This window comes from Methylocaldum sp. (assembly GCF_039794385.1).
In the GTDB taxonomy this organism is placed as follows: Bacteria; Pseudomonadota; Gammaproteobacteria; order Methylococcales; family Methylococcaceae; genus Methylocaldum.
The window spans coordinates 1-12,742 of sequence record NZ_JBDIVO010000112.1; the positions used below are offsets into that span (position 1 = coordinate 1).

At 61.0% G+C, this 12,742-nt stretch carries 9 protein-coding genes; 8 read left to right on the plus strand and 1 reads right to left on the minus strand.

Annotated elements, in window-relative coordinates:
* On the plus strand, positions 1-984 hold a 984-nt coding region (locus ABJK70_RS11505), incomplete at its 5' end, for an autotransporter outer membrane beta-barrel domain-containing protein (protein ID WP_347258054.1).
* A gap of 218 nt (positions 985-1,202) precedes the next feature.
* Here the strand turns inward: ABJK70_RS11505 and ABJK70_RS11510 are convergent.
* Entirely contained in the window at positions 1,203-3,392 is a 2,190-nt protein-coding gene (locus ABJK70_RS11510; protein ID WP_347258055.1) for a TonB-dependent receptor, read from the minus strand.
* A 743-nt stretch (positions 3,393-4,135) separates the two neighbouring features.
* Between ABJK70_RS11510 and ABJK70_RS11515 the strand changes: the two genes are divergently transcribed.
* From ABJK70_RS11515 to ABJK70_RS11545, 7 genes are all read left to right on the plus strand, one after another.
* Positions 4,136-4,873, plus strand: coding sequence for a hypothetical protein (locus tag ABJK70_RS11515; protein WP_347258056.1), 738 nt, complete (start codon positions 4,136-4,138; stop codon positions 4,871-4,873).
* Between the two features lie 268 nt (positions 4,874-5,141).
* Positions 5,142-6,560 carry an acetyl-CoA carboxylase biotin carboxylase subunit gene (locus ABJK70_RS11520; RefSeq protein WP_347258057.1) on the plus strand — a complete coding sequence of 473 codons (1,419 nt, stop codon included), beginning with the start codon at positions 5,142-5,144 and terminating at the stop codon, positions 6,558-6,560.
* Positions 6,561-6,567: 7 nt separating this feature from the next.
* Entirely contained in the window at positions 6,568-8,370 is a 1,803-nt protein-coding gene (gene oadA / locus ABJK70_RS11525) for a sodium-extruding oxaloacetate decarboxylase subunit alpha (protein WP_347258058.1), read from the plus strand.
* A 242-nt stretch (positions 8,371-8,612) separates the two neighbouring features.
* Positions 8,613-9,254: an MBL fold metallo-hydrolase gene (locus tag ABJK70_RS11530; RefSeq protein ID WP_086133989.1), complete on the plus strand. Its 642-nt coding sequence runs from the start codon at positions 8,613-8,615 to the stop codon at positions 9,252-9,254.
* Entirely contained in the window at positions 9,241-9,951 is a 711-nt protein-coding gene (locus ABJK70_RS11535) for an ABC transporter ATP-binding protein (protein ID WP_347258059.1), read from the plus strand. The genes ABJK70_RS11530 and ABJK70_RS11535 overlap by 14 nt, the downstream gene beginning before the upstream one ends.
* Positions 9,938-10,729 carry an iron export ABC transporter permease subunit FetB gene (gene fetB, locus ABJK70_RS11540; protein ID WP_347258060.1) on the plus strand — a complete coding sequence of 264 codons (792 nt, stop codon included), beginning with the start codon at positions 9,938-9,940 and terminating at the stop codon, positions 10,727-10,729. The genes ABJK70_RS11535 and fetB overlap by 14 nt, the downstream gene beginning before the upstream one ends.
* Positions 10,730-10,899: 170 nt before the next feature.
* Positions 10,900-12,742: PAS domain S-box protein (locus ABJK70_RS11545; protein WP_347258061.1), on the plus strand; the 1,843-nt coding region annotated here is incomplete at its 3' end.

The window sequence follows — 12,742 nt, forward strand, 5'->3', positions numbered from 1 at the left end:
CTGCGGCACGGCGGCGGCGGTCTCGACCTGGCCATGAATATCGACGGCCGAAACATTTCTTACGCCCAGCTCGCGCGTGCGCTCGGGAAGGAATCGGGCGGTGCGGCGGGCGACGGACCGGACGATCCGTTGCGGGACAGTCCCTTCGGGTTTTTCGTGCAGGGCCGGTTCAACGGCGGCGACAGGGACTCTACCGGCGAGGAGCGGGGCTACCGGTTCACGACCGGCGGCCTTACCCTGGGTGCCGATTACCGGCTGACCGATCAGCTGATCCTGGGCCTCGCGTTCGGCTACGACGGCACCTCCGCCGTCTTCAGCCAGGATTCCGGCGCGATGGACACCGATTCCTACCACGGCTCCTTCTACGGCAGTTATTACCTGCCGGCGGATTTCTACGTGGATTGGATAGGAAATTTCACCCGCCACGATTACGACATGAAGCGCAATATCCGCTATACCGGATTCTCGTCGCGGGCGCGCAGCAATCCGGAAGGCAATCAGTACGGCTTCGCCGTCAGTCTCGGCAAGGATTTCGCGATCAGCGAATGGAACCTGAACCCGTACCTCCGCATGGAGTATGCCAAGCTCCAGATCGACGCCTACCAGGAAAAAGGCGGCGGCGGCCTGGGCCTGGCCTTCGGCAGCCAGGACGATCATTCCCTGACCACGGATCTGGGCGCGCAGATAGGCCGGTCGTTCAGCCTGCCTTGGGCGGTGCTGACGCCGTCGATTCGCTTCGAGTGGGAACACCAGTACCAGAACGGTTCGCGCGACCTCCGCGTCCGTTTCGCGGACGCGGCCCCCGGCACCGGCAGCTTCTCCATCTCCAACTCGGCTCCGGACCGCGATTATTTCAATCTGGGCGGATCATTGGCCGCCACCTTGCCCGGCGGCAACGCCGCTTTTCTGCGCTATGAAACCCGGTTAGGCCAGCAGGCCGTGTCCAGTCATATCGTCGAGGCCGGCGTCAGAATTTCGTTTTAGGACATTGTTCGGTCTGGCGTAGCGCCGCCCAGTAGGTCGGGAATCCCTTCCCGACATCATTGTCGGCAAAGGATGGCCGACCTACCAGCTTATTTTGGCCTGCATTCCGGGGGCGTGCGTGCCGAGTTCCCGTTTCACCCCGCCATACTGTGGTGAAAAACGCTCAAGGCATCGCACGAAATTCCGCCGGCCTTGGAAGCCGCTCCGGTACGCGCTCGTCAGAACGTCAGGGTCACCCCCACGTAAGCCGAGCGCCCCATGCCGGGCAGGGCGGTGCCATAGACAAACGGACGCGCACCGAGATAGGCGCCGCCCAGAGGCAAGTCGTAGTTCTTGTCGAGCAGGTTGTCGAGTCCGGCGTCGATGCGGACATGCTTCCATTCGTAGCCGGTGCGCAGGTTGACCAAAGCGTAGCCGCCCGTCTTGAGTTCGTTCCTGACGTCCGCCACATCGGTTTTGGACGCCACCAATTGGAGTTCGACGGCGTTGTTCCAGCCGCCCCACTGGTGGTCGACGGTCAGTTTGCCGTTGACCGGCATCATGTGATAGAGGTTGTCGCCGGTGTCCAAATTTTCGCCGCGGACATAGCCCAGCACCCCCCTGCCGGTGAACCGTCCGAAGCGAGTGTCGCCCAGGAGCGCCTTGCCGGAGAAATCGACGCCGTAGAGTTGAGCGTCATGGTTGGCGAACTTGAGGAACACGAAGCCGTCGGTCGCCGCCAGATTGGCCGCCGTGCACGGCGTGCCGGCGGTCACCGGACAGCGGTCCGCGTCGATGTAATCTTCGACATAGGTGTAATAAGGCGTGATCCTGACGTCCCATTCCTGTTGCTGCGCGTCGTGCCAACCGAACGTGGCGCTTATGGTATGCGCTACTTCCGGCTCCAGATCCGGGTCGCCGACATAGCCGTTGCCGTCGCCGAACCAGCCGTTCATGTACATGGCCATGCTGCCCAAACCCCAGGCATAACGTTCATAAAGGTTAGGGGAGCGATTCTTGCGCGCGTAGCCCGCTTCGAAATGGCTGGTGTCGTTCGGCGTGTAGCGCACCAGGGCGGTCACGTCGAAGTTGTCGTCGGTACGGTCGCGGCTTCTGGCATTGAAGGTGCCGGCCGCCCGCTGGTCGGCGCGCTGCATCATCGACGTCGAGGAGTAAGGCTGCACGGTGTCGGCATTCATGCTCACGTGATCGTGGCGCAGTCCGAGCAGCGAACTCCATTCCTCGCTCCAGCGGGCGTCCCATTCGGCAAATGTGCCGATGCGGTCGCGTTCGCCGTTGCGGACGTTCCAGAAGATGTCGGGTTCCATCATCATGCTGCCGGCGACCGGCGGCCACCAGTCGTCCAGTTCGTTGCTATGATATTCGTTGCCGATGCGCAGGGTATCTCGATCCGATAGCGGTATTTCCGCCTTGATCTGGTAACCGAGATTGTTGCCTTTCGTCTTCATGGGCATGTCGCCGGGCCTTTTGTCCTCCAGGAAGTTCATCTCGTGCTCGGTGTGCTCGTAGTAAAACCGGGTTTCCAGATCGCCCCAGCCGAATTTCCCCTTGTACCGGACATTGCCGAAGGTGCTGTCGTTGTCGACCATGTCCATGCGGGCATTGGGAAAGCCCTGGCGCGGAATGTTCTGCTGCCCGGCGTTGACGACGAGCAGATGATCGTCGTTGCCGAGCGCCAGGGTCATCGAGTGGTTCTGAGCCTCGTACTGGCTGGATTTGACCTCGAAGCCGCCGCCCGCCTTGTAGTTGTCGCTCTCGGTGTGGGAACCGGTATAGGACAAGGCCATGTGCTCGCCCGCCGCGTTGAGCGTCACGCTGCCGCCGAAGGCTTCGCCGTTGGTGCGATAGAACGAGGAAATACTGCCCCCGAATATCGCCCCTTCCTCGGCCGTGGCGAAACGGGGAGTGATGGAATCGAGGATGATGGTTCCGCCGAGGCTGTCGCCGCCGAGACTGACCGGCGTGATGCCCGCCACGACCGTCGCCTGTTCCACGTTGCGCAAATCGATATAGGACAGGGGCGGATTCATGTGGTTGGCACAGGCGGAGGTGATTGACATGCCGTTGATCTGTACCTTGACCCGGTCGTCGTTGAGGCCGTGAATCACCGGGAGACTGGATAATCCGCCCGAACCATAGCGGCTGAATCCCGGCACGTCGTCGAAAAGCGCAGCGGTATCGCTGGTGTAAGACTGCTTCCTGGCTATGGTCTTGCCGGTCAGTTCGCTGGTGTTCAGCGACTTGAAATTCGGTGTCCACGATTCGGTCACGAGAATTTTTTCGAGTCGCACGGCATCGCCGCTTTGGCTTTCCGTCTTGTCGGCGGCGAATGCCGAGATCGCGCAGGAAAATGACAGGGCGCCGGTCAGCGCCTTCGTCAATCGTTCGTTAAACACAGTCTTTTTCACGCATAACCTCATCTAAGTACACACAAGAGAATCGGACGGCGGGCGCCGACGCGGAGCGTTATGGCAAAGACTGCACCACATTAAAACATTATCGTATTATCAAATGTTTAAGGATTATTTCCCCAATTTTGGCGCTGTAGTGTGTGGTAAATGCCTCGCTTTTGTGAGGGATATCGCTCACTTTTGGCGACTTAAGGAAGGCAAGATTTGGTAGATGCTTGAATTTCCGCCACGAGTTACGGCTAAGGCGATGCAGCCCAGAACCAAATCTTGCGGCCGGCACGGGGGCGGATGTGGCAAATACCGCGGTCGGTCGGCGATTCGCCAGAGCGTTGACGAAGCGCTGAAGCGTTTGTCGCAGCAGGGGTGTTCTGCATGGGTTGGAAAGCAGCCTTCATGGCGGGTTCCTGCGCCGAAAAAATATAGACGCGAGTCAGCTGTCGCAGATTGGTATCATTTGCCGACGAAACCGTAGTACCCGGAAGCGTTGCGACGGCGGCAGCCGTTTGCGTTTGAAAGCGATTTCCGATCTACTTTCGTACCCTGCGCGCGAGATGTGCGCCATTCGCCCCGGTGCTCTGTGCTATTTCCCGTGTGCCACCGGGCGTTTTGTCCAGGGCGCACGAACCGAACTCGCCGTGCTCATCAAACCGAGTGCGGCAAATCAATCGTTTAAACCAATGGCACGCTTTCTGTTATCAAAGTCTCGCCGGTGCTGATCCGACCAACCAAGTAAACCGCACATGATCGCGTCGAACCAACCGCTACACCGCTTTTTCAAGGCGCGCCGCCGGATGACTCTGGCCGAGCGCGCGGCCGTACTGGTCATCGTCTCGGTATCGATAGGCGTGGTGATGTCGCTCGTGCGCGGCGACGATTTCGCGGCCGAATGCGCTGTCACCGACGCCAGCCTGGGCGCCATCCGCACGGCGATTCTGGGCGGACGGGCCGGCCTTGGGGGATACCGTGCCGACGTCGGCGAGATCCCGCGCTCGATCCGCGACCTGTTCGACCCGGCGTCATTGCCGCCGCATCTTCGGACCTTCGATCCTGCGAGCGGGCGCGGCTGGCGCGGCCCGTACCTGACGGATGGCGTGCGGATCGACGTCCGCAAGGCCCATTGCAGCTTTTCCGACGCGAGCTGCAACAGCGGCCGTTTCATCAACGGTTTGGCCAACGGCGACACGGGCGTTCTCGACGGATTCGGACGCCATGCGCCCGAATGCACGAATTCGGACGCCGAGCGCTATTGCAGAAATCCGATCCTGCTCCAGATTCCCTGCGACGATCTGAACCGCAACGGCGTCTGCGGCGACAGCGGTGATGTGTGGCTGCCGGGCAATGCACGGCTCGTTTCGGCGGGACCCAACGGGGAATTGGAGACCGCTCTGGCGGACTACAGCGCCGGCCGCCGCGGCGACGACCGGGTGCTGTACCTGCTCATGGGCGATCCGGGCGGCGGCAACCGACCATGCAAATGATGCCGGCCGATTCTCTCCCGATACGGCCGGATGGCACTTTAAGGAATGTTGGCTGAATCGACGGCGGTGGTCGGCTTGCGGTGCGGGGCGATGGTTTTCCGTATCCGCTCGAACGAGTCTCGGAAATCTTCTTCCCCGCTCGTGCATTCGAAATTCTTATGATTTCCATAATAAAAACAAGGCATTGCCCAGCTGGTCTTGGCATTCGGTTTCTGTAGAATAGGATTTCTCCATTCGGATAAATCGGTTCCGATCTACGAGAAACCACATGATTCGGAAAATTCTCATCGCCAACCGCGGCGAAATCGCGGTGCGCATCATTCGCGCCTGCGCCGAAATGGATATTCGCTCGGTGGCCATTTTTTCCGAGGCCGACCGTTTCGCGCTCCACGTGAAAAAAGCGGACGAAGCCTACTGCATCGGTTCGGAAGAACTGGCCGGCTATCTGAATCCCCACCGCATCGTCAACCTGGCCGTGGAAACCGGCTGCGACGCCGTGCATCCGGGCTACGGCTTTCTGTCGGAAAACCCGGAACTGGCCGCCGCCTGCGCGGCGCGCGGCATTGTTTTCATCGGTCCGGACGCCGACACCATCCGGCGCATGGGCGACAAAACCGTGGCCCGCGAGACCATGATCCGCGCCGGCGTGCCGGTAACGCCGGGCAGCGAGGGCAACGTCGACAGTCTCGATCGGGCGCTGAAGGAAGCCGAACGCATCGGTTATCCGGTCATGCTCAAGGCGACTTCGGGCGGCGGCGGGCGCGGCATCCGGCGCTGCGATACGCCCCAAGAGCTCCGCCAGAATTACGAAAGGGTCATTTCCGAGGCCACCAAGGCGTTCGGCAACGCCGAAGTGTTTCTGGAAAAGTGCATCGAGCGGCCCCGCCATATCGAGGTGCAGGTGCTGGGCGATCACCACGGCAACGTGGTCCATCTGTACGAGCGCGACTGCTCGATTCAGCGCCGCAATCAGAAGCTCATCGAAATAGCGCCCTCGCCCCAGCTCACGCCGGAACAGCGCGAGTGCGTGGGCCAGCTCGGGGTGAACGCCGCCCGCGCGGCGAATTATCGGAACGCCGGGACGGTGGAATTTTTGCTCACAGAGCAGGGCGAATTTTATTTCATGGAGATGAACACGCGAGTGCAGGTGGAGCACACCATTACCGAGGAAATCACCGGTTTCGATATCGTGCAGAAGCAAATCCGCATCGCCGGCGGCGAACCTTTGCCTTTCCGCCAGGAAGACGTGAAGGTCGCCGGCTATGCCATGCAATTCCGAGTCAACGCCGAAGACCCGAAAAACGATTTTCTGCCGAGCTACGGCCGCATCACGCGTTATTACGCGCCCGGCGGTCCCGGCGTCCGCATCGACACCGCCATTTATACCGGTTACGAAATCCCACCCTATTACGATTCGCTGTGCGCCAAGGTCATCGTGCGCGGCCGCACCTGGACTGAAGTGCTGGCCCGCGGCCGTCGGGTGCTCGGCGATATGGCCATCAGCGGGGTGAGGACTACGATGCCGTTCTACCGGGAAATCCTCGATCATCCCGATTTCATCGCCGGGCGCTTCGACACCGGATTTCTGCAGGATCATCCCGAACTCCTGAATTATTCACTGAAACGCAGCCACGACGACGCGGCTTTGGCCGTCGCGGCCGCCATCGCCGCCCACGTGGGGCTTTGAAACCATCATGAGCAAGGTCTACATCACCGACACCGTATTGCGCGACGCCCATCAGTCCTTGATCGCGACGCGCCTTCGCACCGAGGACATGCTGCCCATCTGCGACAAGCTGGACCGGGTCGGCTATTGGTCGCTGGAAGTCTGGGGCGGCGCCACCTTCGACGCCTGCATGCGGTTTTTGAAGGAAGATCCGTGGGAACGGCTGAAGAAGCTCCGCCGCGCCTTGCCCCATACCCGCTTGCAGATGCTGCTGCGCGGTCAGAATCTTTTGGGCTACCGGCATTATTCCGACGACGTGGTGCGGGAGTTCGTCCGGCTTGCGGCGAAGGAAGGCATCGACGTATTCCGCATCTTCGACGCGCTCAACGACCTCCGCAATCTGGAGACCGCCATCCGGGCGGTGAAGGAGGCGGGCAAGCACGCCCAGGCCGCCATCTGTTATACCCTGAGCCCGGTCCACACCGTCGACCTTTATGTGGAGCAGGCCCAGGCCCTGGTCCGGATGGGCGCCGACAGCATCGCCATCAAGGACATGGCGGGACTCCTGACGCCCATGGCCACGGCGGAGCTGGTTTCGGCGCTCTCGGCCAGCCTGAGCGTGCCGCTGCATCTCCATTCCCACGCCACCTCAGGGCTGGCCGAAATGTGCGAACTCAAGGCGGTTGAGCACGGCTGCACCCACATCGACACGGCCATTTCGTCCTTCGCCGGCGGCACCAGCCATCCTCCGACAGAGAGTATGGTGGTCGCCTTGCGCGGCACCCGCCACGACACCGGCCTGGATCTGGAACTGTTGCAGGACATCGCCGCCTATTTCGCCGAGATCCGAAAAAAATACCGCCGGTTCGAGAGCGAATTCACCGGCGTCGATACCCGCGTTCAGATCAACCAGGTGCCGGGCGGGATGATGTCGAACCTCGCCAAGCAGTTGGAGGAGCAGGGCGCGCTCGACCGCATCCTCGACGTTTTCGACGAAATCCCGCGGGTGCGCCGCGACCTCGGCTATCCGCCCCTGGTGACACCGACCTCGCAAATCGTCGGCACCCAGGCGGTGCTGAACGTGGTCACCGGCGAGCGCTACAAGTCCATTACCAACGAGGTCAAACGTTATCTCCAGGGCGGTTACGGCCGCCCGCCGGCGCCGGTCGATCCGGACCTCCAGCGCCGCGCCATCGGCCGCGAGCAACCGGTCGAATGCCGCCCCGCGGACCTTCTGCCGCCGGAACTGGACAACTTGCGCGCGGAAATCGGCGATCTGGCGGAGAGCGAAACCGATCTGATGATCTATGTGATGTTTCCGGAGGTCGCCCGGAAATTCCTTCAGGAGCGGCGCGAAGGCCGGCTCCAGCCGGAGCCTTTGGCTCCGCCGGAGGCGCCGTCCCAGCCGGCGGAGCGCGGCGACGTGCCCACCGAGTTCAAGGTGTTCGTTCACGGCGAGGCATACGATGTCCACATCACCGGCGCCAATTTCAACGATCCGCGCCACCGGAGGTTCTACATCACCTTGGACGGCGTGCCTCAGGAAGTGGATCTCGAGGTGCTGAGCGGCTACCGGCGGAGCGTCACGCCAAGCGGGCGTCCCGTGCCGGGCAAACCGGGCGATGTGGTGACCGCGATGCCGGGCAATATCGTCGATATCCTGGTGCAGCCGGGGGACAAGGTGAGCGCAGGGCAGGGCGTTCTGGTCACCGAGGCGATGAAGATGGAAGCGGAAATCCAGGCCCCCGTCGGCGGCACGGTCGCCGCGATTCACGTCAAGAAAGGCGACCGGGTGAATCCCAACGAGGTATTGATGGAGATCGAGCCATAGCCTTACGCATTCGTCGGCAACTTGTAGGTCGGCAATCCTTTGCCGACACAGGGGGCCGAACCCGGCCGAAGTTTGGAGATCGGCGACCCTTTCCCGGCAAATCCGGCACGTCGGCAAAGGATCGCCGACCTACGACTCTGAACCTGGGCGAAGGACGGCGACCGTTCTCGCCTGATGACAGGCCCGTACGTTTGCTTTCTTCCGGTATCATCTTCCCTTGAACTCAAATTCCCGACTTCGACATGAAAGCAACTGTCATCCCCGTCACGGCATTTCAGCAAAACTGCTCGCTCCTCTGGTGCGAGGAAACCATGGAAGGCGCCGTGGTCGATCCGGGCGGCGATCTCGATCGAATCCTCAAGACGGTCGAAGATGCCGGCGTGACGCTGGTCAAGATTTTGCTCACTCACGCCCATGTGGACCATGTGGGCGGCACGGCGGCTTTGGCCGGGCAGCTCGGAATTCCGATCGAAGGCCCGCAGAAGGAAGACCGGTTCTGGATCGACCTCTTGCCGAAGCAATGCGAGATGTTCGGTTTTCCGCCGGCAGCCACCTTCACCCCTGACCGCTGGCTGGAGGACGGCGATACGGTGGAGTTCGGGCATCAAACCCTCAAAGTGATACATTGCCCCGGTCACACGCCCGGCCACGTGGTCTTTTTCCACTCCGGCGAACGTCTCGCCATTGTCGGGGATGTGCTGTTCAAAGGCTCCATCGGGCGGACAGACTTTCCCGGGGGCGATTACGGCACGCTGGTGCGGTCCATCCGCGAGCGGCTTTTTCCCTTGGGCGACGATATCGTTTTCATTCCGGGCCACGGTCCCGCGTCCACCTTCGGCGACGAGCGCCGCACCAATCCGTTCGTGGGCGATGCCGCCCGGTAACCGGGTACATGAACCGGTCGATGGCCGGACGGCGAACGCAACGCTGATCCGCTTCGACCGGGTCTCGGTATCGGTACGCGGCAAGCCGATCCTGACCGATCTCAGCTTCACGCTGGGCGCGGGTGAAAAGGCCGTGCTCCGCGGCAGGTCGGGCTCGGGCAAGAGCACGGTGCTCAAGACCTTGTTGGGACTTTATCCGCTGGCCGGGGGAAGAATTCTGTTCGACGACGAGCCGCTCGATCCGTCGGCCGTGCGAATCATCCGGCGCCGCGCAGCCTATATCGGGCAAGAGCCGATCCTCGGCGCCGAAACGGTACGCGAAGCCTTGATGTTGCCGTTTCAATTCGAGACGCATCGGGAAAATAAACCGTCCGAGCGTCGGTTGATCGATGCGCTGGCGCGTCTTCACCTGTCCCCGGATATTCTGGAGCAGGAATGCCGCCGCGTTTCAGGCGGCGAAAAGCAGCGCATCGCCATCGCGCGTGCCTTGTTGCTGGGGAAAAATCTCTATCTCCTGGACGAGGTGACCAGCGCCCTGGATGCCGAAAGCAAGCGGACGGTGCTGGACGTATTCGGCGATCCCGGTTTCACCGTGCTCTCCGTGGCCCATGATCCCGACTGGGACGCGCGCTGCGATGTGGTTTTGGAACTGGACGGCGGGCGCCTGATCCGTACGCGTCGCGATGGAAACGCTTGATATCGCCCTGCCGCAAATGACGGTGCTTTACGGCGTCGTGCTGTTGCCGTGGCTGCTGCTCGGACTGATCGGACTGGGCTTGAGCGGGGCGATCGCGACCGGCATCCTCCGCATGAGCATTCAATTGGCCTTGGTGGGCGTTTATCTGAAGACATTGTTCACGCTCAATAATCCCTGGCTGAACGGCCTTTGGGTTCTGGTGATGCTGGTAGTAGCCGATTGGTCGATTCTGAAGCGCGCCGGCTTGAAGCGGCGTTACTTCTTCGCCGCCACTTTCGCGGCGGTGACCGCCAGCGTCCTGTTTTCCACGGCGTATTTGTTGTTTTTGGTGATACGGCCGCCGCTCTATTACGACGCGCGCTATCTGGTTCCCCTCGCAGGCATGATTCTCGGCAATTGCCTGCAGGGAAATGTCATCGGACTGGAGCGCTTCTATACCGCACTCAAGAAAAACGAAAACGAGTACCAGACTTATCTGCTGCTCGGCGCCACCCGCTGGGAGGCGGTACGGCCCTATTTTCGCGAAGCCGTCAAAGCGGCGATCAACCCGACCCTGGCCAGCATGGCGACTTTGGGGCTGGTATCGCTGCCCGGCATGATGACCGGCCAGATCCTGGGCGGCAGCGAACCGTGGCTGGCGGTGAAATATCAGATTGCCATCATGCTGTGCATCTTTGCCAGCACCACCCTTGCCAGCATTCTCAACTTGGCACTTAGTCTGAATATCGCGTTCGATGAATTCGACGTGTTGAAGTCGGATATCGCCGAGGATGGCTAACAAGCGGCTCGATTTTTGGGGAGGCTTGATTCGCTCAGCCGAATTGCGGTAAAAGCAATCGAATAAGAGGATTATGCATGCTCGGAACCCTTGGAATGGACACCGTTTCGGGTAGAATTTATGGTTTCGAGTATGGTTCGCCAGCTCATAAACACGACAGGATGACCAGCATGGAGAAGGATGACCAAATTGCCGCAGGAAGATCGGCCGCTGCGGGCAAGGGCTTCAGCGACCACCTCCGGGTGTTTCGTAAGAACAATCCTACCCCGCCCGCCCGCGATTCATTCAGCACTTCGCGGCGCTTATCCAACAATAGCGCTGCTGCCATAGTCCCGAAGTCTAGTTTTCGCCAGCAAAGCACGGACAGCGTTTCGGTGCCCACAGTTGTCCGGAGGGGCGGACGGCACAAGCGGCATGCCCGTCTGCTCATCGTCGAGGGCAGCGCCGAGATGCGCAGTTATTTCCAGCGATTCTTGGACGATCGCTACGAGGTCCTGGTCGTAACCAACGGCACGGCAGCGCTTGATGCCGTTCTGAGTGATCCTCCCGACCTGGTGTTGGCCGACCTCAGGACCCTGCAGCGTGACGGTCCCGTGCTTTTGCACGCCTTGAAGGGCAACGCCAAGATTCACCACATCCCGGTGATTCTGACCGCGGCGCGCTCGGAGGAAAAAACCTGTAGCGAAGAATTGAACGCCGGCGTGGACGATTATCTGATCAAGCCCCTCTCCGCGCGCCAGCTACTGGCCTGTGTAGCGACCCATATCGAGCTCAGAAACGTGCGCCGGGAGGCCGCCCAGGCGCTATCGGAAAGCGAGGCGAAATACAAGACGCTGCTCGATTCTCTCGATGATGGCGTATTCGTGGCTCACGACGGCCGTTTCGTCTTCGCGAATCCCGCGTTGTCGGCCTTGCTGGGTTATACGGGCGAGGACTGTATCGGCTTGTCGTTTCGATCGGTGATCGCGTCCGAAGATTTCGAATCGTGGAGCGAACTATTCATACAGAGCGGCTCCGAGGGACTTGAGTCTCCCTGGCGTCGCGAGGCGGCGTTCCTGCACCGGGACGGACGACGCATCTGCGTCGAACTTTGCGCGCGCCGCATACATTTCAATCGGCGTCCGGCAATACTGGGTATCGTGCGCGATATAACCGAACGCATGCAGGCCGAAGAAGCTCTTCGCGAGAGCGAAGAGCGTTTCCGCCGGGTGGTCGAACAGGCGCCGATCCCGATTTTCGTCCACGCCATGGACGGCCAGATCCTCGAAATCAGTTGTGCGGTCACCGAATTGACGGGGTGGACCCATGAGGACATTCCCGATGCGCGAGCCTGGTTTCTGAAGGGGCGACGGATTCCCGAGGAAGTGGTGGACAGCATTCTGGCGGAAACACAGCGGCGGTTTACCGAAGGCTCGATTGCGGAGCCCGAGGAGATTACGGTGTGGACCAAGAACGGCGAGCCGCGGCGCTGGCTGTTTTATGGGTCGGCTCCCATGCGTTTGCCCGATCGAAGGCCATTCCTTGCCTCCATGGCAATCGACGTGACCGATCACCGAAAGGCGGAACAGGCCTTGCGCGAGGCCGACCGCTTGAAGGACGAGTTCGTCGCCATGCTGGCCCATGAACTACGGAATCCGCTGGCGCCGATCCGGAATGCCGTGCAGGTGTTGCGCCAATTGGGGCTGACCGACCCCGAGCTGAAATGGACGCGTGAAGTGATCGGCCGGCAGGTGGTCCAGATGAGCCGTTTGCTCGACGATCTGCTGGATATTTCCCGCATTACCCGCGGTACCATCGTGTTGAAAAAGACGGCGGTCGAAATCTCGGCCGTAATCGATCGGGCGGTCGAAACCAGCCTGCCGTTGATCAAGTCCCGCCGGCACAAGCTGACCGTTGATTTGCCGCAGGAGCCGGTGCAAGTCGAGGGCGATCTGACGCGGCTTGTGCAGGTGATCGCCAATCTACTGAATAACGCGGCCAAGTACACGGATGCCGGCGGGTGTATCGATCTGA